Here is a 25,985-nt window from a genome sequence, read left to right as displayed (position 1 = left end):
CTTCCATGGCCCAGAACTCCGGGACGCCCGATGCCGTGATCGTCTCCGCCGTCCGCTCGCCGATCGGCCGCGCCCGCAAGGGCACGCTCGCCGGGATGCGTCCCGACGACCTGGCCGCCCAGATGGTCCGCGCCGCCCTCGACGCGGCGCCGGCGCTGCCGCCGTCCGAGGTCGAGGACCTCATGCTGGGCTGCGGCCTGCCCGGCGGCGAGCAGGGCTACAACATGGGGCGGATCGTCGCGGTCGAGCTCGGGCTCGACACCGTGCCGGGCACCACCATCACCCGCTACTGCTCCTCGTCGCTGCAGACGATCCGGATGGCGGCCCACGCGATCCGCGCCGGCGAGGGCGACGCGTTCGTCGCGGCCGGCGTGGAGACGGTCTCGCGGTTCGAGAAGGGCTCCTCGGACGGACTGCCCGGCACCCAGAACCCGCTCTTCGACGAGGCGCAGGCCCGCACCGCGTCGGCCGCCGCGGCCGGGGCCGGCGAGTGGCACGACCCGCGTTCCGACGGTCTGCTCCCCGACGCCTACATCGCCATGGGCCAGACCGCCGAGAACGTGGCACTCGCCGAGAACGTCTCCCGCGAGGAGATGGACCACTTCGCGGTGCGGTCGCAGAACCGGGCCGAGCAGTCGGCGGCCGACGGGTTCTGGGCGCGCGAGATCACCCCGGTGACGCTGCCCGACGGGTCGGTGGTCGCCGCCGACGACTCCCCGCGCGCCGGCACCACCTACGACGCCATCGCCGACCTGAAGCCCGTCTTCCGCCCCGACGGGCGCATCACCGCGGGCAACGCCTGCCCGCTCAACGACGGCGCGGCGGCCGTCGTCGTGATGTCCTCGACGCGCGCGGCCGAGCTCGGGATCACCCCGCTGGCCCGGGTGGTCTCGACCGGCGTCACCGGACTCTCGCCCGAGATCATGGGGCTGGGGCCGATCGAGGCGTCGAAGCAGGCGCTGCGCCGGGCGGGGCTGTCCGTCGACGACGTCGACCTCGTGGAGATCAACGAGGCGTTCGCCGCGCAGGTCCTGCCCTCGGCGCGCGGCCTGGGACTGTCCGAGTCGGCGATCGAGGCGAAGCTCAACGTCCACGGCGGGTCGATCGCGGTCGGGCACCCGTTCGGCATGACCGGCGCGCGCATCGCGACGACGCTGCTGAACGGGCTGCGCGCGAAGGACGCGACCATCGGGCTGGAGACGATGTGTGTCGGCGGCGGCCAGGGCATGGCGATGGTGCTCGAGCGCCTCTCCTGACCCCGCGCACGACGTGGGGCCGCCCCGAACGTGCGGGACGGCCCCTCGTGCGGCACGCGACGCTAGTCGCGGAAGTAGCTCAGCAGCTGCAGGATCTCGATGTAGAGCCAGACCAGGGTCGTCATGAACCCGAAGGCCAGGTACCAGGCGAAGCGCGCGGGCACCCCGGCCTTGACGGCCTGGTCGGCCTGGTCGAAGTCGAGCAGCAGCATGAACGCGCCGATCGCGATGCAGGCCAGGCTGAAGATGATCGCCAGCGGTCCGCCCGTGCGCAGGCCCAGGCCGCCGTCGGTGAAGAACCCGATGACGAGGTTCGCGAGCATCAGCACGAAGACGCCGATGGCGGCCCCGATGATCATCTTGGTGAGGCGCGGCGTCACCCGGATGGCGCCGGTCTTGTAGACCACCAGCATCCCGATGAACACCCCGACCACGCCGAGGATCGCCTGGAAGCCGATACCGGCGTACCGGTTGCTCGACGCCTCGAGCGCCCCGGTCAGTGCCCCGAGCGCCAGGCCCTGGGAGACCGAATAGGTGAGCACCAGCGCGGGGTTGGTGCTCTGCTTGAAGATGATGATCAGCGCGACGACCAGGCCGACGATGAATCCGACGATCCCGAGCAGGTAGAACCCGCTGATCGCGGTGAGCACGCCCACGCCGATGGTGACGACGGCGTTCAGCGCGGTCTTCTGGACGACGTCGTCGACGGTCAGCGGCCGGTCCGAGGCACCCGAGACCGGGGCCTGTCCTGCCGGGCCACCACCGAATCCGCCCCCGAGGCCTGCGGGGGCGTCGCCGAACCGCGCATACCCGCCCGGCGACGTCGGCAGGTTGCGGAACGCCGGGTTGCTGCTGGTGCGCACTCGTCCTCCTTCACGTGCTTGCGGGGCGGCCGCCCTGCCGTGGGCCCGACGCGGGGATTCCCGCGCCGGTCGACCGCTCTCACCATGCCCAACGCGCGAGACCCGGACGAGGTTCCCCGGACGGTAAAAATCCGTTTACCCGTTTCCGGGCCGCCTCACCCGACCGCTCACCGCCGACCTGGTGTCGATCACGGCGGAGGGGGCATCCTCGGGGAGACTTCGATCCCGAGGAACCAGGGAGGACGCCGTGGCAGGTCTCGGCGACATGGTCAACAAGGCCAAGGAGTGGGCCGGGCAGAACCCGGACAAGGCCGACTCCTTCGTGGACAAGGGCACCGACGCCCTGAAGGGCAAGTTCGAGGGCCACGAGGAGCAGGTCGACCAGTTCAGCGACAAGGCGAAGGACTACCTGCACGGCGGGGAGAACCCGCCGCCGCAGGGTGAGCAGCCGCCGCCCCCGCCGCCCCAGTAGGCGGCACACATCTCGTCACGGCCGGTGGGCCCGATCCCGGGTCCACCGGTCGTCGTGTGTCCAGGGGGCGTGACCCGGCCGTCGGGGTCAGTCGCCGAGGCGGATCGCGAGCAGCACCGCGTCGTCGCGCAGGCCGTCCGCGCCGAGCACCTCGAGCACGTGGTCGCACAGCGCCCCGGCGTCCTCGACGTGGCCCTCGGCGGCGATGGTGCGCACGAGCAGCTCGGTCCGCTCGTCCGGGTCGAGGCCGGGGCCCTCGATGAGCCCGTCGGTGTGCAGGACCAGCAGGTCCCCGGGCCGGCAGCGGACCTCGGTGCACTCCCGGGCGACCTCGCGGGTCGCGCCGATCAGGGGTGAGAGGTTGCCGGTGAGCAGTTCGACGGTGCCGTCGCCGCGGCGCAGCAACGGCGGCGGGTGGCCGGCGTTGCAGTAGCCGAGCACCCAGCTCTGATCGTCGTCGTCCGCGCGCTCCAGCCGGCCGAACACCGCGGTCGCCATCGCCGCCATGTGCAGGCCCTGCACCAGGTCGTTGCAGCGGTCGATGACGGCCTCCGGGCCGAGACCCTCCCAGGCGTAGGAGCGCAGCACACCGCGCAGCTCGCCCATCGCCGCGGCGGCCCGCAGGTCGTGCCCGACGACGTCGCCGACCGCCACGCCCACCGCGCCGTCGGGCAGCGGCAGCAGGTCGTACCAGTCGCCGCCGACCTGGGCCCCGTCGGTCGCGGCCAGGTAGCGGGAGGCCACCGTGAGACCGGGGACCTCGGGCACGGCCGGCAGCAGGCTGCGCTGCAGCGTCTCCGCGGCGCCGTGCTCCCGGGCGTAGAGCCGGGCGTTGTCGACGGCGAGCCCGGCGCGGGCGGCGAGGTCGCTCGCGAGGTAGAGGTCGCGCTGCGAGTAGCGCCGTCCGTAGGGCAGCTCGGTGCCCAGCGTGAGCGCGCCGAGTACCTGTCCGCGCGCCCGCAGCGGCACCACGATCGCGGAGCGCGGCCGCAACTGCTCGTACCGGGTCATGAGGTCCGGCTCGTCGCGCAGGCCCTCGGGTCGCACCGGGAGCTCGGCCAGCAGCGACGGGGCGCCGCCCGCGAGCACCCGGTCCACCGGGTCGTCGCCGTCCTCGGTGGGGGTGATCCAGCGGCCGAGCATGCCGACGGTCTCGGTCTTGGTGTCGTCCCGGTGGTTCACCGCCACCCGGTGCGCGGAGGTGGGCAGACCGACCTCGTCGAGCAGGTCGACGCAGCAGTAGTCGGCGAGCGCGGGCACGACGATGCGGGCCAGTGCCCGCGCCGCCCCGCCGGCGTCCAGCGACGCCGTCATCGCGGCCGTGGAGTCGGTGAGGAGGCGCAGCTGCTCCCGGGTCTCCTCGGCGGCGGCGAGCGCAGCGCGGCGCTCGTTCTCGACCATGACCCGCTCGGTGACGTCGGCCTGGACGCCGACGAAGTTGACGACCTGCCCGCCGCCGTCGAACACCGGGGAGATCGACACCTGGTTCCAGAACGCGGTGCCGTCGCGGCGGTAGTTGAGCAGCACCTCGGTGATCGGCCGCTCGTCGGCGAGCGCGCTGCGGATCCGGGAGATCGACGTGGGATCGGTGTTCGGGCCCTGCAGGAAGCGGCAGTTGCGCCCGATGACCTCGTCGAGGTCGTAGCCGGTGAGCCGGGTGAACGCGGGGTTCACCCAGACCAGCGGGTTCTGGTCCTTGGCCGGGTCGGAGATCGTGAACGACAGCTCGGTGGCGACGACGGCGCGGTCGCGCATCATCTCCAGGTGGCGCTGCGCCCCGGCGCCGGAGAGCTGCAGGAACACGACGAGGGCGAGCCGCCGGCGGTCCTCGTCCTCGGCCTCCGAGAGCGGGAACCCGGTGACCCACAGGAGGCGACCCTCGGCCTCCTCGCGCTCCTCGGCGGTGGCCTCGGAGCCCTTGCGGGCGGCGTCCGCGATGGCGACCGGCTCGCCCGACACGGGGATGCCCTGGGCGACCCGGGACAGCGGGGACGCGGTGTCGCGCATCGGGCGCCCGGAGAGGTCGGTGAGCCCGGCGGCCTCACTCCACGCGTCGATGTCGAGCGGGAGCTCGGCCCGTCCGCCGGTCAGCTCCTGCGCCGACCCGTTGGCGTAGGTGACCGTGCCGGCGTCGAGGTCGATGAGCGCGACGGCGGCGGGCGCCGTGTGCAGGACCTGGGGGAGGTCGCCCCCGACGGCGTCGAGCGCGACGCCGTCGCGGATCCGGGCGGCCTCGTCGGCCATGCCCGCGTCGGGGTACCCGATCCCGGCCCAGTCCGGTCCGTCCGCGCTCGAGACCCCCACCCCCTCGATGTCGTCCGGCAGGTCGGCCACGCGCTGCTGCGGGCCCGAGGTGGCCACGTCTCCGCCGTCGCCGTTGGTCCTGCCGGTCACCCGCCGAAGCCTAGCCACCCGGGATCAGGTCGGCCCGACGCGCCACCACCCGAACGGACGGGGTCCGGCGGCGGTCCTTCACACCAGGAAGACCTCGCGCGGCCCCGGGGCCGATCCGTCCGGGAGCTCGAGGTCGTGCGCGGGGTCGCCGGCGCCCCCGCCGAGCGCCGCGCTGAAGGCCTCGCTCGCGGCGTGCTTGCGCGCGATCACGGTGTCGCTGAGCACGACCTGGCGCGCCCGCCGCCACGGCACCTCGTCGGAGTCCGGTCCCGCCCAGCTCCACGCCCGGTCGAGCCAGCGCACCAGGCGGACCCGGTAGGCCGCCGTCACGATCTCCGCCGCGCGGCCCGCCGCCTCGTGGTCGTCGTCGCCGTCGCCGGACCACGGCGCGAGCACGCAGAGCCCCGACGGGTCGTCGTCGAACCCGACGATCTCGCTGATCGCGCCCACGACGTCGGCCTCGGCCGCCGCCACCCCGCCGTCGGGCAGGCCGAGCCGGTGCCGGCGGACGACGGAGAGCCCGAGCGCCCCGTACGCCGCCTCGGCGGCGGCCTCGTCGGGGTCGAGGGGCTCGTCGTCGGCGGGGTCGTCCCCGGCGTCGTCCGCGTCGTCGGCCAGCTCGTCGTCGAGCCGCCCGGCCAGCAGGTCGTCGAGCGTGAAGGAGCCCTGCGCGTCGTCGTCCGGCGCGAGGAGCACCTCGGGGGCGTCGCTGAGCCGGCCGTCGCGGACGGTGTCGTCCCCGTGCGACGGCGTGGGGCAGGTGCGGGTCGGGCGCTCGGTGATGCTCAGGACGTCGACCTCGGCGTGGCGCGACCCGAGACGGCGCAGCAGCCCACCGGCGGCGCGGATCTCGTCGCGAGGGTGCGGTGCGACGACGACGATGCGCCGGCAGGACCGCAGCGTGAGCGGGCGGAGCGACTCCAGCTCCTGCCACGGGGGCCGCAGTACGGAGTCCCCCGGACCGGACGACGGCAGGTCGATCGGGCTCCGGGGACCGTCGTGGCCCCCGGGCAGCGCGACGTCCTCGAAGTCAGCCACCCCGCTCACCTCCTGAACCACAATCCTGCCGTAGCGGTCTCGCCCGTTCGGAGCAGTACTCGCCGAGGAACGCCGAGCGGTCCGGCTCGGGATGCAAACGGTCACGCCAGGTTCGAGCCCCCACCCCGACTGCCGGACCCATCCTGGCCTGGCCGGGTGAGGGGCCGACGACGCTGATCTCACCCCGGAGCGGCCACGGGGTGAACGGGGGTGAACGGCGCGCCGGACGGGTGTGTCCGGCCGGTGAACACGGCGTGCCCCCGGTGGGACTCGAACCCACACTGCGGCGATTTTAAGTCGCCTGCCTCTGCCGATTGGGCTACAGGGGCGCGGGCCGGAGCCTACTGCCCCAGGCCCGCCGCCCCCGCCGCGCGGGCGAGGACCTCCTCGAGCATCGCCGGGGTCAGACGTCCGGTGAAGGTGTTCTGCTGGCTGACGTGGTAGCAGCCGAAGAGCTGCATCGGCGGTCGGCCCTCACGGGCTTCGAGGGTCACGTGCGCGCCGTGGGAGAAGGTGGGCCGCGGTCGTGGGACGACCCACCCGTCGTCGAGCACCGGCAGCAGGGCCTGCCAGCCGAACCCGCCGAGCACGACGACCGCGCGGGCGTCGTCGAGCAGCCCGAGCTCGCGTTCCAGGAACGGCCGGCAGGTGTCGCGCTCGGCGGGCGTCGGCTTGTTCGCCGGCGGCGCGCACCGGACCGGCGCGACGATCCGGACGCCGAAGAGCTCCAGCCCGTCGTCGGCCGCCGTCGCCGTGGGCTGGGACGCGAGCCCGACGGCGTGCATGGCCGCGAAGAGCACGTCGCCGCTGCGGTCGCCGGTGAACATCCGCCCGGTGCGGTTGGCGCCGTGCGCCGCGGGGGCGAGCCCCACGACGAGCAGCCGGGCGTCGGCCGGGCCGAACCCCGGCACCGGACGGCCCCAGTAGGTCCAGTCGCGGAATGCCGCGCGCTTCTCGGCCGCCACCTGCTCCCGCCAGGCCACGAGCCGGGGGCAGGCCCGGCAGTCGGCGATCTCGGCGTCGAGGGCGGCGACGGCCCGCGCCCGCTCCGGGGCGGTCACGCCTCCGGGTCCGACCCCGCGTCCTGGTCCTGCTCCTCCTCGTCCGGCTCGCGTCGCCGCCGCGGCCCGACGGCGCACTCGCGGGCGATGCCGTCGAGGATGTCGTGCTCGGAGACCACGAGCTCGGTGATGCCGGCCCGGTCCGCGAGCTCGTCGGCGAGCACCCGGATCACCAGGGCGCCGGCGCCGATGACGTCGACCCGCCCGGGGTGCATCGGGCCGAGGGCCGCCCGCTGCTCGCGCGGCATCTCCTCGAGCCGGCGGCAGGTCCCGCGCACGTCGTCGAGGCCGAGACGGGCGAGGTGGATGCGCTCCGGGTCGTAGCTGCGCAGATCCATGGCGACCGCCGCGATCGTGGTGGCCGTGCCCGCGACGGCGACCCAGGTCTGTACCTGCCCGACCTCGACCGCGTCGAACGCGGGCGCCAGCGTCGCCCGGACGAAGTCCTCGGCCTCGGCCACCTGCTCGGCCGTCGGCGGGTCGTCGTGCAGGATCTTCTCGGCCACCCGCACGCAGCCGACGTTCGCCGAGTAGGCCGCCGCGACGTCGGCGCCGACGGCGTCCCAGGTGCCGGTGACGAGCTCCGTCGAGCCGCCGCCGACGTCGGCGACGACCGCCGGGCCCTCGTCGGGGTCGAGGTCCGCGACGGCGCCCGCGAACGAGAGGCGGGCCTCCTCGTCGCCGGTGATCACCTCGGCCTCGATCCCGAGGATGTCGCGCACCATGCCGAAGAACTCGTCACGGTTCTCGGCGTCACGGGTCGCGGACGTCGCGCACAGCCGGACGGTGGTGGTGGACGTGCGGCGCAGCATCTCGCCGTAGGCGAAGAGCGCTTCCTTGGTCCGCGCGAGCGACTCCGGCGCCAGCCGCCGGGTGGCGTCCACGCCCTGGCCGAGCCGGTTGATCCGCATCTCGCGGTGCACGTCACGCAGCCATTGCGAGCCGTCCTCCCGGACGGTGACGTCCGCGACGAGCAGCCGGATCGAGTTGGTCCCGCAGTCGATGGCCGCGACGCGCGGCATGGGCACTCCTCGCAGAAGGCGGTGGCCTGGTCCGCGCAGGACGCTAGCAAGGGACCCGGGCTCGGGGCGCCGCGCGGGTCCGACCGCACGTGACCGGCCACCGGGCGGCGGACGGCGGGTGTCGCCGCCCGGTGGTCGGTCCGCAGCCGCGGGGTCCGGCGGAGAACCCCGCGTCCCGGTGGGCCGTCCGCACCACCGGAGAAAGCGGATCGGCGGATCCTGCTGGGGCATCTGCCGACGGGACCATGGTGCTGGGAGAGCAGGGCCCCGGGCAATCCAGGACGGGGATCGACACCGGGCCGTGTCACGAGATCACCCGTGTCGATCCCGACGACGACGCTGCGTCGACGACCGGAGGTCGCGATCGCGGGGGGCGGCGCACACGACCCGGCGACGGTCGGGCCGGGTCGCTACTCGGACGCAGTGTCGTCGGGGTCGACGCACGGGCCGGCCGCCCACCATTCGGGCAGCTTCGCGAGCGTCTCGTCACCGACCGGGTTCACCCCGGGCCCGACGGCGAGGGTGTGCGCGACGTGCACGTGCAGGCACTTCACCCGCGTGGGCATGCCCCCGGCGCTGGTCTCGATCCCCAGCGGCTCGATCGCGTCGCGCTCGGCGAGGTAGGCGCGGTGGGCGGCCTCGTACTCGGCGGCGAACCCGGGATCGGTCGCCAGACGCTCGGTCTGGGAGCGCATGAGGCCCTCCGCCTCCAGCGTCCCGATCCGCGACGTCAGGCGGGGGCAGGTCGCGTAGTAGAGCGTCGGGAAGGGGGTGCCGTCCTCGAGGCGCGGCGCGGTCACCACCGTCGAGGGCAGCCCGCAGGGGCAGCGGTGCGCCACCCCGCACAGCCCGCGGGGAGCGCGCCCGATCTGCGCACCGATCGCCTCCCGGTCGCCCTCGCGCAGCGGCTCAACCATCCGCGGGGCTCACGGGGCCGTCCCGAGCGTCCCGCGGGCCACGCGGGTGTACCAGGGCAGGTCGGCCTCGGAGGGTGCGATCGCGGCGCCGCTGCTCGACGTGGGCTGGTTCGCGGCGTCGCCGGGCAGCTCGACGCGGTAGGGGGTCTCGCCGGGCCGCGCGTACCCGAGGCGGGCGCGCGCGAGGGCCTCGACGTGCGCCGGGTCGTCCATCGCGGCGCGCTCGCCCCGCAGCGCCGCGGCGTCGGCGTCGAGGCGCTGCTGCTGCTCGGCGACGGCGGCCAGTTCGTGGCGCTGCGAGACGTAGTTGCGCAGCGGTACAGCGACGGTCAGGGCCAGGGCGCAGACGACGACGGCGAGCAGCGCGGCCCGTCGTGCGGTGGAGAGGCCCAGTGCCCCGCGGGTGGCCCGGGCCGCCCGGGCGGCGGCCTGCGCCGCGGCGGGTGCGGGGCCGCCCTGGCGCCCGGACAGCGGATGGCGCCGCAGGGCCGTGCGCTGCGGGTCGCGGCGGGGGCCCTGGCGGGCACGGACCCGGGTCCGGGGGCGGGTGGCGTTGCCCGGCGCGGCGGTGGTGGTGCCGGTGTTCTTGGTGCTCTTCGCCGCGGTGGTCTTCGTCGTGGCCGTCGTGGTGCCGGAGGACTTGGCGCTCTTCGCCGCGGTGGTCTTCGTCGTGGCCGTCGTGGTGCCGGAGGACTTGGCGCTCTTCGCCGCGGTGGACTTCGTCGTCGTGGTCTTCGTGCCGGTGGTCGTGGGTTCGGCCGTCGTCGTGCCCGCCCTCGTGGAGCCGGACCGACCCGCACCGGCCGCCGCCGCGCGCCCCCCGCCCGACCGCGAGGGCGGGTCGGGCTCCGAGGACTGCGGGCGGGGCCGGGTGGGCACGGTCGGCGGGCCTCAGCTCTCCGGGTCGAAGCGCGGGAAGGCCAGGTCGCCGGCGTAGCGCGCGGCGTCGCCGAGGGCCTCCTCGATGCGCAGGAGCTGGTTGTACTTCGCGACCCGCTCGGACCGCGCCGGGGCGCCGGTCTTGATCTGGCCGCAGTTGGTGGCGACGGCGAGGTCGGCGATCGTCGTGTCCTCGGTCTCGCCGGAGCGGTGGCTCATCATGCAGCGGTAGCCGTACTGCTGCGCCAGGCTCATCGCGTCGAGGGTCTCGGAGAGCGTCCCGATCTGGTTGACCTTGACCAGGAGCGCGTTCGCGGCGCGCCGCTCGATGCCTTCCTCGAGCCGCTCGATGTTGGTGACGAAGAGGTCGTCGCCGACGATCTGGACGCGGTCGCCGATGTCGGCGGTCAGGCGGCTCCAGCCCTCCCAGTCGTCCTCCGAGAGCGGGTCCTCGATGGAGACCAGCGGGTAGGAGTCGAGCAGCTCGGCGTAGTACGAGCTCATCTGGGCGGCGCTGCGCTTCTGGCCCTCGAACGTGTAGGTGCCGTCGGAGAACAGCTCGCTGGCGGCGACGTCGAGCGCGAGGACGACGTCCCGGCCGAGGGTGAGCCCCGCCTGGCCGACCGCCGTGCTGATCAGGTCGAGCGCCTCGCGGTTGTTGGGCAGCGAGGGCGCGAACCCGCCCTCGTCGCCGAGCCCCGTCGAGAGGCCGTTCTTCTTCAGCACCGCCTTGAGCGCCTGGTAGACCTCGGCGCCCCAGCGCAACGCCTCGCGGAAGGTGTCCGCCCCGACCGGCGCGACCATGAACTCCTGGACGTCGACACCGGAGTCGGCGTGGGCGCCGCCGTTGAGGATGTTCATCATCGGCACCGGGAGCACGTGGGCGTTCGGGCCGCCGATGTAGCGGAAGAGATCCAGCTCGGCGGACTCCGCGGCCGCCCGGGCGACGGCGAGGCTCACACCGAGGAGCGCGTTCGCCCCGAGCCGGGACTTGTCCGGGGTGCCGTCGAGGTCGATCAGCTTCTGGTCGACGACCCGCTGCTCGGTGGCGTCCATCCCGACGAGGCCGGGGCCGATCTCGTCGAGCACCCCGCCGACGGCCTTCTCGACGCCCTTGCCGAGGTAGCGACCGCGGTCGCCGTCACGCAGCTCGACGGCCTCGTGCTCTCCCGTGCTCGCACCCGAGGGGACGGCGGCGCGGGTGAGCGTGCCGTCGTCGAGTGCGACCTCCACCTCGACCGTCGGGGTCCCCCGGGAGTCCAGGATTTCCCGAGCACCGACCTGCTCGATGACCGCCACGGATCCGCCTCCTACTGCCACGACTGTGCTCGGACCGGGCGCCGATGCTAGCGGCCGGGGCCAGCGGGTGGGGTGAGCCACGGCGTGGGCCATGTCGCCCTCCGTGCCCGGGACTGCCACCCGGGTGGCTGACGACGTCCGGTCTCGCGTCCCGCGCGTCGGGGACCTACCGTGCGGGAATGTCGTCGCCACGGGACACCGAGCGGAGCGGACCGGGGCCCGGCGACGGCATGGTCACCGCGTTCCGCCGCGCCGAACAGCTGCTCGATCACCGCCGCCCGCTCGATGCGCTCAAGACGCTGGCCCCCCTGCTGGAGACCGAGTCCGAGGCCGCCTCGGTGCACCTGCTGGCCGCGCGGGCCTACCTGGCGTCGGCGCAGTTCCGGCGGGCCGAGGCCGGCTTCCTCCGGGTGCTCGAGATCGACCCCGCGGACCACTACGCGCGCTTCGCGCTGGGTCGCACGCTGCAGCGCCAGTCGCGCCTGGAGGAGGCCCGCGCCCAGCTGCGCATGGCGGCCGCGATGGACCCGCGCCCGGAGTACCAGGAGGCGCTGGGCGAGGTCAGCGCGACGATCGCGCTGCGTCGGGGCGCCTGAGGGGTCGATGCTCCGGGGTCGGCCGACCGGGGGCCGGGGCGGGCGGCCGCTGGCCGCCCTTGGGCCCGCCCCTTGCCCGCCCCACCGGCCCGCGCCATGATCAAGGCGTCACTGCGGGTCGATCGGATCTCCATTCCGCCCCGTATCGACTCCCTGATCACTGTGGTCGCCGCCCGTTGCCGGTGATCTTGCGCAGCACCCGCGCCGCCAGCTCGTCGGCGCGGCGCTCGTCGTACACCTGGACCGCGCCGACGTGGATGATCTCCCAGCCGCGGTCGTCGAGATCGGCGTCGCGCAGGAGATCGCGGTTCTGACCGGTGATCGAGCGGTGCGTCGGTCCGTCGTACTCGAGCCCGAGCTTGCGGCACTCCGGCGGCACGTCGGGCCACGCGAGGTCGAGGTAGCGGCTCCCGCCCCGGACCCGTACCTCGTACTGCGGGGTCGGTGGAGGCACCCCGCGCAGGACGACCGCCAGCCGCAGTCGGCTCTCCATCAGCCACGCGGTCCGGGGATCCATCAGCTCCGCCACCCGCCTGACCTGCACGGATCCTCGCGCACTCGGATGTGCGTCGGCGACGGCGAGCAGGTGTTCGGCGGTCAGCCCGCAGCGATTCGCGATCACGTCGACCGCCGCGACGGCCTCCACGAGCGGGCCGCGCCGGGCGAGGTCGTACGCGGTGCGGGCCGGCGAGGTGACGGCCACCCCCAACCGGGTGCACACCTCGCCCGGGAGCAACCGATCACGCCGGACACCCACCTCGGACGACGTCGCCCGTCGACTCGAGGACATGACGATCTCGCGGTCCTCCCAGGGACACTCCGCTCCGAACGCCAGTGCGGCGAGCGGTCCGGAGACCACGCCTGATCCACGCCCCCACAGCGCCACGGCACGGACCCAGGTGGCGGTGTCCACCTCGGCCAGTGCCCCGACGTAGACGTCGGTCAACAGCCGGAGGAACGACGGGCCCGCGAGCTGGTCCCAGGTCACGTCACCGCGCGCGACCGCCTCGGACCCGCGGAACGGCCGGCTCGTGTGTGCGTCGACTCCCACGGGGTTACGACGGTGCCCGGGGCCGATCGGCTCCATGGAGGTGCCGAATCGGTGATCAGGGAGTCGTTGCGCGGCAGATCGGAGATCCGGTCGACCCGCAATGACTCCCTCGCCGGGGTCGGGGCCCACGAGACCGGGCGAGCGGGCCCCGTCCCTACGGCGCCTTGCTGTTCGCGTAGGCCTCGGCGGCGGCGTACACCCGGCGGCCGTAGTCGTCCGAGTTGTTGTAGGAGAGCACCGCGGAGCGCCAGCCCTGCCCGGAGGCGAGGTCCCGCCCACCCGCGCAGAGGTAGCGCCCGGCCGCGAGCGCCGCGTCGAAGATGTTGTCCGGGTCGGCGCGCCCGTCGTTGTTGCCGTCCGCGCGCCACTTCATCCAGGTCGACGGGATGAACTGCAGCGGCCCGACGGCGCGGTCCAGGGTCGGGTCGCCGTCGAGCGCGCCGCCGTCGGTGTCGCCGATGGTGCGGTTGCCGCTGGTGCCGTCGAGGGGCACGCCCACGATCCGCGGCTCGATGTCGCCGTTCGGCGCGACGTGCGCGCCGCGGTAGCGACCGTGGTTGGACTCGATGCGCGCGAGGCCCGCGACCGTGACCCACGAGAGGTGGCACTGCGGGTCGACCTTGCGCATCGTCACGTCCGCGATCCCGTACGCCTGCAGCGCCACCGGCGGGATGTTGGTCTTCGGGCCCAGCCCGTTCGCCCAGGCGGAGATCGACGCCGCGTTCCCGCCGCTGGACGTGTTGGCGCCGGTCCCCGGGAGGAGGCTCGCCGGCGGGGCCGTCGCGGTCGGCTGCGTGACCGATCCGAGGTCGACCTGCGCGGGCGCGACCTCCAGCGCGGGGATCTCCTCCGGGCCGGCGTCGGTGCGGCCGAACTGGGTGCCCTGCCGCAGCACGACGACGGTGCCGATGACGGCGGCCACCAGCACCAGCACCAGCGCGAGGCGCCCGATCGCGGCGGTCCGTCGCGGCGGCGTGGGTGACGACGACGGCGGGGGCGGCCCGCCGAGCGGGAGCACCGGCGGCGGTGCTCCGGCGCCGGACGACAGGCCGACGGTGGGCGACGTCGCGGTCAGCGCGGCGACGATCGGCGCGGACGGCATACCGGGGTCGACGCCGCCGTCCGGCCCGCCCCGGCCGGGCCTCGCCGGCGGGGTGAGCGTCCGGGTCGGCACGCGCATCCCACGCGAGCGGCGCCGGGGACGGCCGTCTCCCGACGTCGCCTCGACCGACCCGGTCAGCGCCTCGTCAGCGGCAGCGTCGTCGTCGTCGTCGTCGTCGAGGACACCGTTGCCGGGGGCCTCCCCGGCGTCCGTCCAGTCCCCCGGCGAAGCACCCTCGGGGGCCGCCGCGACGGAGCCCGTCACGGCCTCGTCGTCGGACGAGTCGGGAGCCCCGCCGTCGGGTGCCGACGCGTCGAACCAGGGGTTCCCGCCGTCCGCGGACCCGGACCCACCGGCGTCCGGCCCGGCCTCGTCCTCGTCGTCGGGACGCGGAGCACGGAACTGCTCGGTGGCGTCGCCCACCACGGGCACCCGGAACCGGTCGGTCGCCTCGCCGTGGGTCTCCGGCGTCCCGGAGGACCCGGGCGGCTCCGACGGGCCCGCTCCGCGGTGGGAGTCGACGCTCGTACTCATCGGTGAGCCAGGTTACGGCCCGGCCACGACGCGCCTCGCTCGACCCACCCCGTCCCGAGCAGCGGATACAGGCCTCACACGGACCTAACCCTCCAGCAGTGCCCGGCCCCAGTAGTCGCCCGCGTTCCCCGGCGCGACACCGGGCGGGCAGGCGAACAGCGCGGACGAGGTGTGCCGGATGTACTCGTTGAGCGCGTCGTGCGACCCGAGCTGGGTCTGCAGCGTGGTGAACTGCGTCGGCGAGCGCATGAACGCGATGAAGAACAGCCCGGCGTCGAGCATCCCGGTCGTCGGGTCGACGCCGTCGGTGAAGGAGTAGCTGCGCCGCAGGATCGCGGTCCCGTTGTTGTTCTCGGGCGCCGCGAGCCGCATGTGGGCGTCGAGCGGGATGGCCGGCAGGCCCGTCGCGAGCGTCTTGGTGAAGTCGGGCGGGGTGAACTCGTCGCCGCCCGAGAGCGGAGCGCCCGCGGACTTGCTGCGCCCGAAGACGTTCTCCTGGTCGGAGAGGACGTCGCGGTCCCAGGTCTCGAGGATCATCCGGATCCGCCGCGAGACGAGGAACGAGCCGCCGGCCAGCCACGAGGCACCGCCGGGCACGTCGCCGGGCGCGATCCACACCGAGCGGTTCATCGCCGCCGGGTCCTCGACCTTGAGGTTGCGGGTGCCGTCCTTGAAGCCCATGAGGTTGCGCGGCGTCGCCTGGGCGGTCGAGGTCGACGACGTCCGCCCGAACCCGAGCTGGGTCCACCGGGTCACGACGGTGCCGCGCCCCAGACGGGCGAGGTTGCGCACGGCGTGGAAGGCGACCTGCGGGTCCTCCGAGCACGCCTGGATCGCGAGGTCGCCCCCGGAGATCGTCGGGTCGAGCGTGTCCCCGGGCAGGGTGGGCAGGACGGCGAGCTCCGCGGGCTTCCGGCCGGCGAGCCCGAAGCGGCCGTCGAAGAGGCCCGGCCCGAACCCGACGGTGACCGTGAGGTTGCCCGGGGCGAGGTCGAACGCCTCGCCGGTGTCGGCGGGCGGGGAGTTCTGGTCGTCGTTGTTGCCGGGCACCGGTTGGCCGGCGGCCATGGCCTCGGCGGCCGCGGTCCACGTCGTCAGGAGCGCGACGAGGTCGGCGCGGCTGGAGCCCGGGACGACGTCGAACGCCGCGAAGGCCAGCCGGTCCTGCGCCGCGGTGTCGACCCCGGCCTGGTGCGCGCCCCGGAAGGCGACGACCTGCGGTGGTGGCGGGGTGGCGGTGGAACATCCGGCGAGCACACCGCCGGCCACGCCGGCCCCCGCGAGGAGGCCGGCGCGGCCGAGGAGCGAACGGCGGGAAATGCTCGTCATGCGACCTTTCCGGAGACCTGCGAGAGGGGTTCGGCCAGCGCGTTGACCCGGTCGGCGAGCACGCGGCGCTGGGCCTCGGTCACCGTCGAGTAGTCGACGTAGGTCGGGATGCCGGGGGCGGCCTCGCCGGTGCGGAACGGCTGCAGCTCGTCGGTGATGCCGGTGAAGCGGGCCTGCAGCTGGGTGGCGAGCGCCGGGTCCTTCGTCTGCAGTGAGGGCTTGAGCAGCTCGAACGCCTTCTGCGCGCCGGCGATGTTGGCGTCGAAGTCCGAGAGGTCGGTGTGGGAGTAGGCGTCCTCCTCACCGGTGACCTTCGACGTCGAGACCTCGGTCAGGAGCTCGCTCGCACCGTTGGCCAGCTGCGCCGGCTGGTAGTCCGCCGTCGCCACGAGCGACTGCAGCTGCGCGACGTCGGCGTCGAGCTTGTCGGCGTAGGGCGCCATCCCCGCGGTGGTCTTGTTGACCCAGAGCGCCTGCTCGATGCGGTGGAACCCGGTCCAGTCCTTGCCCGGCTCGACGTCGGCGATGCGCTGGTCGATGGACGGGTCGAGGTCCCCGAAGCTCTCCGCGACGGGCTCGATCTGCTCGTAGTGGTAGCGCGCCGGGGCGTAGAGCTTCTGCGCGGTCGCGACGTCGCCGGCCCGGACCGCGTCGTTGAACTGCTTCGTCGCCGGCACGAGCGCGGCGACCTCGGCGATCACGTACTGCTTGTACCCGGTGGTCGCGGTCGCCAGGTTGGTGTCCGTCGGGGCCTGCGACTGGCCGCCCTCCCCCGTGACGGTGAGCTGCGCGGTGTCCTGCGCCGCGCCCGGGCAGTAGACCGTGTAGGTGCCCGGGTCGAGGCGCAGCGAGAAGTCGCCCGAGAGACCCTCGGTGATGTTCTCCTTCTCGCCCAGGATCCGGCTGTCCTTCTGGATCTCGCCCTCGGTGACCTTGGCCGTCCCGTTGTTGGTGACGGTGAAGGAGACCGGCCCGGCGGGCACCGACGCGGGCTGCGGGGCGCACCCGGCGTCGGACAGCGGCAGGGAGACCTTGGCTCCCTGGGCGGCCTGGTCACCCCCGCCGGAGGAGCAGGCCGCCATCAGCCCGGCGGTGACCACGGCGACGGCGAGGGCACCGACGACGGCGGTGCCGCGACGACGGGGCCGCGCCGGGAGGGGCGAGACGGGGGACACGGGCTGGGTCCTTTCGAGCGGGCTCGGGACACAGGCGTCCCAGGCGGATCGGTGGGCGGAGGTCGGGTCCGCTCAGGCGGAGGCGTCGGCCGTGGCCGTCGCGGAGGCCCGCGACGGCCGCCGGACGGGCCACAGGACGAAGACGAGCATCGGCACCAGGTAGATCAACCAGGCGACGACCTCGATGAGGGTCGGCTGCGGCTGGATGCCGAGCACGCCCGTCAGCAGCGACGAGATCGGCGTGCCGGGCCGGACGATGGCGGAAAGGTCCGCGACCTGGATCTGCCCGACGTTGAGCCAGGTCGCCTCGTGGGCGGTGTGCACCGCGCTGACCAGCAGGCCCGCCGCGACGAGCACCAGGAAGACGGCGGTGACCGTGAAGAAGCGGGCGAGGTCGATGTGGACCGAGCCCTTGTAGATCCCGTACCCGAGACCGATGGCGACGAGGATGCCGAGCGCCGCACCGCCACCGGCCGCGACGGGGCTGGTCGACGACTGGAAGGCGGCGAGCAGGAAGACCGTGGTCTCGAAGCCCTCCCGCAGGACCGCGAGGAAGGCCATCCCGACGAGGGCCCAGGTGGAGCCCTTCGCGAGCGCGGACTCGGCGGCCTTCTCCAGTTCGCCGCGCATGGACCGCGCGTGCTTCCGCATCCACACGATCATGTAGGTGATCATCCCGACGGCCACCAGGCCGATCACCGTCTCGAGCCCCTCCTGCTCCTGCTGGGGCAGGTCGGCCGAGACCACCTCGAGGACGACGGCGACGATCACGCAGATGAGCACGGCGAGAGCCACGCCGGCCCACATCGGCCGCAGCGCCGCAGTGTCTCCGCGGCGGCGCAGGAACCCGGCGACGATCCCGACGATGAGGGCTGCTTCCAGCCCCTCCCGGAGTCCGATGACGAACGTCGCCAGCACCGCCGCGCCCTCCTCGGTCGGCGACGGCCGGGGTGGCCACCGCGCACGCGGAAGTCTTAGGTTTGCCTCACCTTCACGTCAAGCACCCTGGGTGCGAAAAGACGATCGACTTCTGTGATCCGTCCGAGTGAGACCGCTCGGAACCGGGACGAAAAGGTCACTGCCAGTGTGATCGCCAGTCGTCCGGGCCGGTGCGGCGTGGCTGCCCGTCGGTCGGTGCGGGCAGCCTTGCCTCCACTGCCCGCACCCGTGTGCCCAGGGCGGTCGCGGCGGCGCGCAGATCCCCCTCGGGGTCCCCGCCCGCCAGGTACGCGGCCACGACGGCCTGCGGGGCACCGCCCGGGACGGCCCCGGCCAGCAGGTCCTCCGGCACGCCCGCGCGCTTCGCACGGCTGACGTACTTCGCGAGCAGCGCGGCGCCGGGCTGGGCGAGCGCGACGCCGTCGAGCACCGAGTCCCGGCCCTTCTCGGTGGCCTTGAGCTCCTCCCAGCGCCGGTCCTGGTCACCGGCCGTGGCCACCCCGGCCTCCCCCGCGAACACGTGCGGGTGCCGGCCGACCAGCTTCGCGACGAGCTCGGCGGCGACGTCGTCGACGTCGAACCCCTCCGCCGCCTCCGTCGCGACCCGGGCGTGGAAGAGCACCTGGAGCAGCACGTCACCCAGCTCCTCGCGGGTGGCCGCGACATCCCCGGCGGCGACCGCGTCGTAGAGCTCGTAGGTCTCCTCGACGAGGTAGCGCAGCAGGCTCTCGTGGGTCTGCTCGGCGTCCCAGGGACAGCCGCCGGGTGAGCGCAGCCGGTCCATCACCGCGACGGCCTCGAGGAGCTCCGCGCCCGCCGGCGCCTCCGGGTCGGGGCCCGCGACGAGCAGCACCGCACCGGGGACGGGGTCGTCGTCGCCGGCCGGGACCGCGCCGAGCTCCTCGGCGAAGCGCCGGGCCAGCGCCGGGGTCAGCGAGGCGTCGAGCAGGACCACCGGGGCGGCCGCGACGAGGCGCACGGCCCGGGCGGGCAGCACCGCCCCCAGCCGGGGGTCGACGACGACGGTGGTCGGGGCGGCGGTCGTCGTGGTGATCATGGTGGGGGTGGTCGGTCGGGGACCGGTCACGGCTCGGGCTCCAGGGTCGGGGCCGCAGGGGGCTGCGGGGTGATGGTCGGGGTCGTCGGTACCGCGACCCGCAACGGCTCGATGGTGCCCGCCGCCGCGGGCGGGGCGACCACCCGCTGCTGGGTGGGGTCCCACGTCCCGTAGCGGGGGTTGATCCGCACGCCGAGCTCGAGGGACAGGGGCTGGATCGCCCGCAGCCCGAACTGGATCATCGTCGAGCTGTCGACGAGCGAGGCCGGGACCGTCCCCGCCCCGGGTGGTGGCGCGGACAGGCTCCGGTCACGCACGCGCACGACGGTCCACGGCTGCGTCGTCGGGTCCGGGGCGGGCGTCCCGGGCGAGGAGTCGGACGGCCCGGAGATGCTCACGGTCCGCCCGGGCAGGCCGAAGACCAGCGACGACGCGCTGCGCACGCGTTCGCCGGACCGCACGGTGCCCGGCCGCAGGGTGGTGTCGAGGATCCGCTGCTGCGGCGGGAGGGCGTCGAGGGCGCCCGTGCCGGGGTCGGTGGCGAGCCGGCCGGCGGCCTGCTCGGCGGCCGCCCGGGAGCCGAACGTGCCGATGTCCACCGTGACCGCGAGCCGGTCGAACTCCCGGTGGCCGATCTCGGCCAGCGCGATCTGGTCGGACACCAGCTCGCGGAAGGTGGGGAGGTCGTAGCCCGACGCGGCCGCGGCCTGCGCGCCCCCGGCCGCCTCGACCTGCGCGTCGACGTCGGCGGGCGCGACGACGATCCCGTCGCGCCGCGCGGCCTCGATGGTCACCTCGTGCAGCACCGCGGTGGTCAGCAGCTCCCGGCTCTCGTCGGCGAGCGTGGCGGGGTCGAGGGTGCCGCCGCTCCCGCCCGGGTGGGACTGGGCGGCGAGCGCCTGGGCGAGGTCGGGCGCCGCGGTCCGGACCCGGGCGGCGAGCAGCTCCGAGGACACCACCTGGTTCCCGACGACGGCCGCCACGCCCGCGCCGAGCTCGGGTGCGGCGGGCCCGGTGCCGGCCGTCGAGCACGAGGTGAGGACGCCGAGGGCGACCAGTCCGGCCGCCAGGGCCGGGAAGAGTCGGCGCACCGGGGAGCACCTGATCACCGCGTCACCATCTCACGGGGCGGTTCTGATCACGGTGGGTTCGCGGGGCTACGCCGGGTTCACAGCGGTTCGGGAGCCGGGCCGGGGTCAGGTGACCCCGCTTCACGCCACCCCGGTCCGGGCCGCCCACGCGCGAGCGGCGCCGGCGGGGTCGTCCGGCGCGGTCGCGAGGGCCACCGCGAGCAGCAGCCGCGCCTGCCACGGCGACAGGTCCCCGGCGAACAGGGCGCCGGCCCGCGCGAGATCGGCGCCGCCGCCCGCGTACAGCCCCTCCACGGCCCCGGCCCCGGTCCGGCTCGCCACCACGACCGGGACGTGCTGTTCCAGGAGCCGCCGGGCCGACTCGACGACGGCCGGGGTGGCATTGCCCGCGCCGAACGCCGCAACGACGATCCCCCGCGCCCCGGCCGCCACCGCGGCGTCGAGGGCGTGCGCGTCGGCGCCGACGTACTGGGCGACGACGTCGACGCGCGGCAGCGTCGCGGGCGGGTCGCCGAGGGACGCGTCGGGGGCGACCGCGTGCTCACGGATTGCCCCGTCGATGCTCCCGCCGCCGTCGGCGCTCGCCAGCGGTCCCCGGTCCGGCGCCGCGAACGCGGACAGCGCCGAGGTGTGGATCTTGCGCACCCCGATCGCGGGCAGCACCTGGCCGGCGAACGTGACCGTCACGCCCGGGCGGCCGTACGCGGCCCAGCGCAGCGCGGCGCCGAGGTTCGTCGGACCGTCGGGCGCGGCGTCGTCGAACGGCCGCTGGGCACCGGTGATCGTGACCGGGGTGGCGCCGTCGTGGGTCAGGGCGAGCAGCGCCGCGGTCTCCTCGAGGGTGTCGGTGCCGTGGGTGACCACGACGCCGTCGTACGCCGCGCAGGTCTCACGGACCGTCCGGGCGAGCGCGGCGACGTCGTCGAGGGTCGCCGCGAAGGAGAGTCGGCCGGCGGCGTCGATCGGGACGACGTCGACGTCGGGACCGGTCGTGACGGTCCCGAGCAGATCCCGCGCGGTCGCTGCGACCGCGCGTCCCTCGGACGTGGCGCGGGTGGCGATGGTGCCGCCGGTGGCGAGGAGGGCGAGTCGGGTCACGGGTGCGGACCCTAGGACGGTGCTTCGATGGGACCCATGAGCACCGCCCGACTGGACTGGTACGGCTGCGCCACCTTCCGCCTCGTCACCGCCGAGGGCCTCACCGTGATGCTCGACGCCTACCTGGACCGGGTGCCGGACGCGCCGCAGAGCGGGGTCGGCGTCGCGGACGTCGCGGCCGGGATGGGCCCGGGCGACTGGATCCTCGTCGGGCACTCCCACTTCGACCACCTCTACGGGGCCGAGCGGCTGGCCGCGACGGGCGCACGGATCGTCGGGTCCTACGAGACCGTGCGCGTGATGGCGGCCTGCGGGGTGCCCGAGGAGCAGCTGGTGCCGGTCTCCGGCGGGGAGCGGGTCCGGCTCGACGCCACGACCACCGTCCGCGTCCTGCCGAGCCTGCACTCCTGCATCTGGTCGGGAACCTCCTTCCCGGCCGCCGACCAGGTCTGCCTCGGCGAGCTGGGAGTGACCTGGCAGGAGCGTCAGGAGCGGATCGCGGCGATCTTCGCCGGGCTGCCGGCACTGGGCGGGGACGTGCTGCGTCACCTGCAGGCGGCCTCGCAGGGCGAGCGTGGCGACGGCGGCGCGCTGGTCTACGTCGTCGAGACCTCGGAGGGCTCGCTGCTGGTGCAGGACACCGTCGGGGCGTGGACGGGCGTGCTCGGCGCGGAGTCACCCGACGTCGCGATCCTCGCCGCGGCGGGCCGGGGCAACCGCGACGGCGAGCCGGTGCAGGGGTCGCTGGCCGACTTCGTCGCCGAGGAGGCCTCGTGGCTCGGGCCGCGGCGGCTGGTGCTCTCCCACCACGACGACTGGCTGCCCGGGTTCGCCGGCGCCGTCGACGTCGGGCCGGTCCGCGAGGCTCTGGCGAAGCAGGCGCCCGACACCGAGCTCTGCGAGCTGGGCTACGCGTCGGGGTTCACGCCGTTCGCCTGAGCGGCCGAGTCCTGGTTCGGTCGCCACGGCACGAACGGCTCGTTCGTCACCTTCGAAGGTGACGAACGAGCCGTTCGTGCCTTTCCGAGCCGCCTAGACCCCGGCCGGGACCTTCTCCGGGCTCGACGCGGCCGGGCGCTCCCCGTACAGCGCGACGAACAGCTGCTCGCACCAGGCCAGCAGCTCGAGGTCCCGCAGCGGCGCGGCACCCATGCGCACCGGACCCTTGGCCCCACCCGACCCGGACTGCCCCTCGGTCGGCTTCGGCAGCGAGAGGGTCTGCGACGCGGCCTTGAGCTGCGCGCGCGGGTGCAGCCGCTTGAGCCGCATCTGCGCGGACTCCGGCAGGTCGACCGGCGCGAACCGGATCTGGTTGCCCTGCCCGGAGACCTCGGTGATCCCGTAGCGCCGGCACGCCTGCCGGAACGCGGCGACGGCGAGCAGGTTGGTCACCGGTGTCGGCGGCTCGCCGTAGCGGTCGACCAGCTCCTCGCGCACCGCGTCCAGCGCCGGACCGTCGACCGCCTCGGCGATCTTGCGGTAGACGTCGAGACGCAGCCGCTCGGTGTCGACGTAGTCGTGCGGCACGTGGGCGTCGATCGGCAGGTCGACCCGGACCTCGGCGAGCGGCTCCTCGGCGTCGTCGGTGTCGGCCCCGGTGTGCTTCTTGAACGCCTCGACGGCCTCGCCGACCAGCCGCACGTACAGGTCGAACCCCACACCGGCGATGTGCCCGGACTGCTCCGCGCCGAGGATGTTGCCCGCGCCGCGGATCTCCAGGTCCTTCATCGCGACCGCGGTGCCCGCACCCAGCTCGGAGTGCTGCGCGATGGTGGCCAGCCGCTCGTGCGACGTCTCGGTCAGCGGCTTGTCGTTCGGGTAGAGGAAGTACGCGTACCCGCGCTCGCGGCCGCGGCCGACGCGCCCACGCAGCTGGTGGAGCTGGGAGAGGCCCAGGGTGTCCGAGCGCTCCACGATCAGCGTGTTGGCGTTGGAGATGTCCAGGCCGTTCTCGACGATCGTGGTGCAGACCAGGACGTCGTGCTCGCGCTCCCAGAACTCGCTGACGGTGCGCTCGAGCCGCTCCTCCGCCATCTGGCCGTGCGCCGTCGCGATGCGGGCCTCCGGGACGAGGCGGCGCAGCTTCGCGGCGCTGTCGTCGATCGACTGGACCCGGTTGTGGATGTAGAAGACCTGGCCGTCGCGCAGCAGCTCGCGGCGGATCGCGGCCGCGACCTGCTTCTCGTCGTAGGCGCCGACGTAGGTCAGCGTGGGGTGCCGCTCCTCCGGGGGCGTGAGGATCGTCGACATCTCGCGGATGCCGGCGAGGCTCATCTCCAGCGTGCGGGGGATCGGCGTGGCCGACATCGAGAGCATGTCGACGTGGGCCCGCAGCCCGGTGATGTGCTCCTTGTGCTCGACGCCGAAGCGCTGCTCCTCGTCGATGATGACCAGGCCGAGGTCCTTCCAGGTGATCCCGGTCTGCAGCAGCCGGTGGGTCCCGACGACGACGTCGACGGTCCCGTCCGCGAGCCCGCGGATCGTCGCGTCCGCCTCCTTGCCCGAGGTGAACCGCGAGAGGCCCTTCACCGTCACCGGGAAGTTCCGCATCCGGTCGGTGAACGTCTGCAGGTGCTGCGAGGCGAGCAGCGTCGTCGGGACGAGCACCGCGACCTGCTTGCCGTCCTGCACCGCCTTGAACGCCGCCCGCACCGCGATCTCGGTCTTGCCGTAGCCGACATCGCCGGAGATGACGCGGTCCATCGGGACCGCCTTCTCCATGTCGGCCTTGACCTCGTCGATCGCGGACGCCTGGTCCGGCGTCTCGGTGTACGGGAAGGCGTCCTCCATCTCGCGCTGCCACGGGGTGTCGTCGGCGAACGCGTGGCCGGGCGCGGCCTGCCGAGCGGCGTAGAGCTGCACGAGGCTCGCGGCGATGTCGCGGACGGCCTTGCGCGCCTTGGACTTCGTCTTCGACCAGTCGGAGCCGCCGAGCTTGTTCAGCGTCGGCAGCTCGCCGCCGACGTAGCGGCTGACCTGGTCGAGCTGGTCGGTCGGGACGAACAGCCGGTCGGACTGCTGCCCGCGCTTGGAGCTCGAGTACTCCAGCACGAGGTACTCGCGGGTGGTCGCGGCCTTGCCGGTGCCGGTGGTCCGCTGGGTCATCTCGACGAACTTGCCGATGCCGTGCTGGGCGTGGACGACGAAGTCCCCGGTCTGCAACGTCAGCGGGTCGACCGCGTTGCGGCGCTTGACCGCGGCGCGCTTGGTCGGGGCGTCGCCGCCGGCGGCCCGGCTGCCGGTGAGGTCGGCCTCGGTGAGCAGGACCAGCCGGCTCTCCGGTGCGACGAACCCGTCGCCGAGCCGCCCCTGGAGGACCGCGATCGCGCCGGCCTGCGCCGTCCCGTCGCCCTGCACCACCGGCACGTCCTCACCGACGAACTCGGTGAGCTGCTCGACCGCGCGCTGCGCGGTCCCGGCCGCCGGTACGACGACGAGGGCCGCGCCACCGGAGGCGGCGTGGGCCCGGAGGTCGACCGCCGCCTTCTCCCAGTCGCCGCGGTACGACTCGACCCCGGTGATGCCGGTGCGCACCACCCGGACGCCGTCGCGGGTGTGCGAGTCGTCCTCGATGTCCGGGTCGGTCGCCAGGCTGGAGAGCGTCCACCAGGGGTGTCCGCCCTCGTGCGAGGCGGTGCGGACGACGTCGAGGTCGCGATAGGCCGAGGCGCCGAGGTCGATGGGGGCGCGGCCCTCGGTGGAGTCGGCCGCCACCAGCCAGCTCGCCTCGAGGAACTCCTGGCCGGTGCGCACCAGGTCGGCCGCGCGGCGCTCCACCCGCTCCGGGTGGCAGACGACGACGTGCCCGCCGTCGGGGAGCAACTGGGGCAGCAACTGGAGCTCGCCCGGCAGCAGGGCCGGGATCAGCGACTCCATGCCCTCGGTCGGGATCCCGGCGGCGACCTTGCCCAGCAGCTCGCCGAGCGCCTTGTCCCCGCCGAAGGTGCCGGTGCCCGCATGGGTGCGTGACAGCTCGGCGGCGCGCTCGCGGACGTCGGCGGTCAGCAGCAGCTCGCGGCACGGCGGTGCGACGACCTCGTCGGGCCGGGCCTCCACCGAGTCGGGCAGCGAGCGCTGGTCGGCCACCGAGAAGCAGCGCAGCTCGGAGACCTCGTCGCCCCAGAACTCGATGCGCACGGGCGACTCGGCCGTGGGCGGAAAGAGGTCGATGATCCCGCCGCGGACGGCGAACTCGCCGCGCTTCTCGACCATCTCGACGCGCGCGTACGCGAGGTCGACCAGGCGCTCGGTGAGGTGCTCCAGCTCGATCTCGGTGCCCTCGCGCAGCACCACCGGCTCGAGGTCGCCGAGACCGGGGACCAGCGGCTGGATGAGGCTGCGGGTGGCGGCGGTGACGACGTGCAGCCGGCCGTGCGGGTCGAGCTCGGGGTGGGCCAGCCGGCGCAGGATCGCGATCCGGCGGCCGACGGTGTCGGCCCGCGGGGACAGCCGCTCGTGCGGCAGCGTCTCCCAGCTGGGCAGATAGGCCACGACGTCTTCGCCGAGGAGCTCCCCGGTCGCCACGGCCAGCTCCTCGGCCTCGCGCTCGGTGGCGCACACGAGCAGCACGGTGCGCCCGGCGCCGCCGGACTCGCCGTCGGGATCCGCGGCGAGCGCGGTGGCCAGCAGCGGGCGCAGCGCCGTCGGGCCCTCCACCGCGGCATCGCGGCCCGCCGCGTCGACGACGGTGCGCAGACCCGGGTCGGCGAGCACGACGGAGGCGAGACCGGAGAGCGGGGTCGGCCCGTGGGGAGTGGCGGAGGAGGACACCAGAGCCCTTCGCAGAAACCTGAGGCGATCGATTCCAGTCTA

General features: G+C 74.4%; 21 protein-coding genes and 1 tRNA gene. 4 read left to right on the top strand and 18 right to left on the bottom strand.

Going from position 1 to position 25,985, the window contains the following annotated elements; all coding sequences use genetic code 11:
- Positions 1–5 precede the first annotated feature (5 nt).
- Positions 6–1,256, top strand: a complete 1,251-nt coding sequence (locus LQ327_RS12760) for an acetyl-CoA C-acetyltransferase (RefSeq protein ID WP_230734069.1) — start codon at positions 6–8, stop codon at positions 1,254–1,256.
- A 62-nt stretch (positions 1,257–1,318) separates the two neighbouring features.
- Here LQ327_RS12760 and LQ327_RS12755 read toward each other — a convergent pair whose 3' ends face one another.
- On the bottom strand, positions 1,319–2,119 hold the full coding sequence (locus LQ327_RS12755) for a Bax inhibitor-1/YccA family protein (protein WP_230734067.1): 801 nt from the start codon (positions 2,117–2,119) through the stop codon (positions 1,319–1,321).
- 247 nt (positions 2,120–2,366) lie between these two features.
- Between LQ327_RS12755 and LQ327_RS12750 the strand changes: the two genes are divergently transcribed.
- Complete coding sequence (locus LQ327_RS12750; RefSeq protein ID WP_230734065.1) at positions 2,367–2,591, top strand: antitoxin; 225 nt, start codon at positions 2,367–2,369, stop codon at positions 2,589–2,591.
- A gap of 87 nt (positions 2,592–2,678) precedes the next feature.
- Here LQ327_RS12750 and LQ327_RS12745 read toward each other — a convergent pair whose 3' ends face one another.
- The 8 genes from LQ327_RS12745 to eno form a co-directional block, all read right to left on the bottom strand.
- Positions 2,679–4,985, bottom strand: a complete 2,307-nt coding sequence (locus tag LQ327_RS12745) for a SpoIIE family protein phosphatase (protein WP_230734064.1) — start codon at positions 4,983–4,985, stop codon at positions 2,679–2,681.
- Between the two features lie 78 nt (positions 4,986–5,063).
- A complete protein-coding gene (locus LQ327_RS12740) occupies positions 5,064–6,023 on the bottom strand; it encodes a PIG-L deacetylase family protein (protein WP_230734062.1) in 960 nt (319 codons plus the stop codon).
- A gap of 255 nt (positions 6,024–6,278) precedes the next feature.
- Positions 6,279–6,352: transfer RNA gene (locus LQ327_RS12735), tRNA-Leu, on the bottom strand.
- A 12-nt stretch (positions 6,353–6,364) separates the two neighbouring features.
- Entirely contained in the window at positions 6,365–7,084 is a 720-nt protein-coding gene (locus LQ327_RS12730) for a uracil-DNA glycosylase (RefSeq protein WP_230734060.1), read from the bottom strand.
- Complete coding sequence (locus LQ327_RS12725; protein ID WP_230734058.1) at positions 7,081–8,106, bottom strand: Ppx/GppA phosphatase family protein; 1,026 nt, start codon at positions 8,104–8,106, stop codon at positions 7,081–7,083. The genes LQ327_RS12730 and LQ327_RS12725 overlap by 4 nt, the downstream gene beginning before the upstream one ends.
- 410 nt (positions 8,107–8,516) lie before the next feature.
- Positions 8,517–9,023, bottom strand: a complete 507-nt coding sequence (locus LQ327_RS12720; RefSeq protein WP_230734056.1) for a DUF501 domain-containing protein — start codon at positions 9,021–9,023, stop codon at positions 8,517–8,519.
- 9 nt (positions 9,024–9,032) lie between these two features.
- Positions 9,033–9,416: an FtsB family cell division protein gene (locus tag LQ327_RS35230; RefSeq protein WP_372460676.1), complete on the bottom strand. Its 384-nt coding sequence runs from the start codon at positions 9,414–9,416 to the stop codon at positions 9,033–9,035.
- 498 nt (positions 9,417–9,914) lie between these two features.
- The gene (gene eno / locus LQ327_RS12710; RefSeq protein WP_230734052.1) at positions 9,915–11,201 is read right to left on the bottom strand and encodes a phosphopyruvate hydratase; all 1,287 of its coding nucleotides are present in this window, start codon (positions 11,199–11,201) and stop codon (positions 9,915–9,917) included.
- A 179-nt stretch (positions 11,202–11,380) separates the two neighbouring features.
- Between eno and LQ327_RS12705 the strand changes: the two genes are divergently transcribed.
- Complete coding sequence (locus LQ327_RS12705) at positions 11,381–11,797, top strand: tetratricopeptide repeat protein (protein WP_230734050.1); 417 nt, start codon at positions 11,381–11,383, stop codon at positions 11,795–11,797.
- Between the two features lie 157 nt (positions 11,798–11,954).
- On the opposite strand, the gene LQ327_RS12700 is transcribed toward LQ327_RS12705, so the two are convergent.
- The 8 genes from LQ327_RS12700 to LQ327_RS12665 all read right to left on the bottom strand — a co-directional run bounded on the left by LQ327_RS12700 (position 11,955) and on the right by LQ327_RS12665 (position 21,173).
- Complete coding sequence (locus LQ327_RS12700; RefSeq protein WP_230734048.1) at positions 11,955–12,848, bottom strand: type IV toxin-antitoxin system AbiEi family antitoxin; 894 nt, start codon at positions 12,846–12,848, stop codon at positions 11,955–11,957.
- A gap of 154 nt (positions 12,849–13,002) precedes the next feature.
- Complete coding sequence (locus LQ327_RS12695; RefSeq protein ID WP_230734042.1) at positions 13,003–14,484, bottom strand: lytic transglycosylase domain-containing protein; 1,482 nt, start codon at positions 14,482–14,484, stop codon at positions 13,003–13,005.
- A gap of 84 nt (positions 14,485–14,568) precedes the next feature.
- Positions 14,569–15,813, bottom strand: coding sequence for an iron uptake transporter deferrochelatase/peroxidase subunit (gene efeB, locus LQ327_RS12690; protein ID WP_230734040.1), 1,245 nt, complete (start codon positions 15,811–15,813; stop codon positions 14,569–14,571).
- Complete coding sequence (gene efeO, locus LQ327_RS12685; RefSeq protein ID WP_230734031.1) at positions 15,810–16,988, bottom strand: iron uptake system protein EfeO; 1,179 nt, start codon at positions 16,986–16,988, stop codon at positions 15,810–15,812. The genes efeB and efeO overlap by 4 nt, the downstream gene beginning before the upstream one ends.
- 72 nt (positions 16,989–17,060) lie before the next feature.
- Positions 17,061–17,906: an iron uptake transporter permease EfeU gene (gene efeU / locus LQ327_RS12680; protein WP_230734028.1), complete on the bottom strand. Its 846-nt coding sequence runs from the start codon at positions 17,904–17,906 to the stop codon at positions 17,061–17,063.
- A 157-nt stretch (positions 17,907–18,063) separates the two neighbouring features.
- The gene (locus LQ327_RS12675; protein ID WP_230734026.1) at positions 18,064–19,014 is read right to left on the bottom strand and encodes a nucleoside triphosphate pyrophosphohydrolase; all 951 of its coding nucleotides are present in this window, start codon (positions 19,012–19,014) and stop codon (positions 18,064–18,066) included.
- Positions 19,011–20,075 carry a hypothetical protein gene (locus LQ327_RS12670; protein WP_230734025.1) on the bottom strand — a complete coding sequence of 355 codons (1,065 nt, stop codon included), beginning with the start codon at positions 20,073–20,075 and terminating at the stop codon, positions 19,011–19,013. The genes LQ327_RS12675 and LQ327_RS12670 overlap by 4 nt, the downstream gene beginning before the upstream one ends.
- Before the next feature lie 120 nt (positions 20,076–20,195).
- The gene (locus LQ327_RS12665; protein ID WP_230734023.1) at positions 20,196–21,173 is read right to left on the bottom strand and encodes an asparaginase; all 978 of its coding nucleotides are present in this window, start codon (positions 21,171–21,173) and stop codon (positions 20,196–20,198) included.
- A 36-nt stretch (positions 21,174–21,209) separates the two neighbouring features.
- Here LQ327_RS12665 and LQ327_RS12660 point away from each other — a divergent pair, with 36 nt between their 5' ends.
- Complete coding sequence (locus LQ327_RS12660; protein ID WP_230734021.1) at positions 21,210–22,112, top strand: MBL fold metallo-hydrolase; 903 nt, start codon at positions 21,210–21,212, stop codon at positions 22,110–22,112.
- Positions 22,113–22,205: 93 nt separating this feature from the next.
- Here LQ327_RS12660 and mfd read toward each other — a convergent pair whose 3' ends face one another.
- The gene (gene mfd, locus LQ327_RS12655; protein WP_230734019.1) at positions 22,206–25,943 is read right to left on the bottom strand and encodes a transcription-repair coupling factor; all 3,738 of its coding nucleotides are present in this window, start codon (positions 25,941–25,943) and stop codon (positions 22,206–22,208) included.
- Positions 25,944–25,985 lie beyond the last annotated feature (42 nt).

This window comes from Actinomycetospora endophytica (assembly GCF_021026375.1).
GTDB lineage: Bacteria > Actinomycetota > Actinomycetes > Mycobacteriales > Pseudonocardiaceae > Actinomycetospora > Actinomycetospora endophytica.
Note: the sequence above shows the minus strand (reverse complement) of the source record. Positions and strands in the feature narration are given on the sequence as shown.

Excerpts from the sequence above, each read along its gene's own strand:
- LQ327_RS12760 (WP_230734069.1), top strand. The coding sequence starts at position 6 with ATGGCCCAGAACTCCGGGACGCCCGATGCCGTGATCGTCTCCGCCGTC.
- LQ327_RS12725 (WP_230734058.1), bottom strand. The coding sequence starts at position 8,106 with ATGCCGCGCGTCGCGGCCATCGACTGCGGGACCAACTCGATCCGGCTG.
- LQ327_RS12720 (WP_230734056.1), bottom strand. The coding sequence starts at position 9,023 with ATGGTTGAGCCGCTGCGCGAGGGCGACCGGGAGGCGATCGGTGCGCAG.
- LQ327_RS12705 (WP_230734050.1), top strand. The coding sequence starts at position 11,381 with ATGTCGTCGCCACGGGACACCGAGCGGAGCGGACCGGGGCCCGGCGAC.
- LQ327_RS12695 (WP_230734042.1), bottom strand. The coding sequence starts at position 14,484 with ATGAGTACGAGCGTCGACTCCCACCGCGGAGCGGGCCCGTCGGAGCCG.
- efeB (WP_230734040.1), bottom strand. The coding sequence starts at position 15,813 with ATGACGAGCATTTCCCGCCGTTCGCTCCTCGGCCGCGCCGGCCTCCTC.
- LQ327_RS12660 (WP_230734021.1), top strand. The coding sequence starts at position 21,210 with ATGAGCACCGCCCGACTGGACTGGTACGGCTGCGCCACCTTCCGCCTC.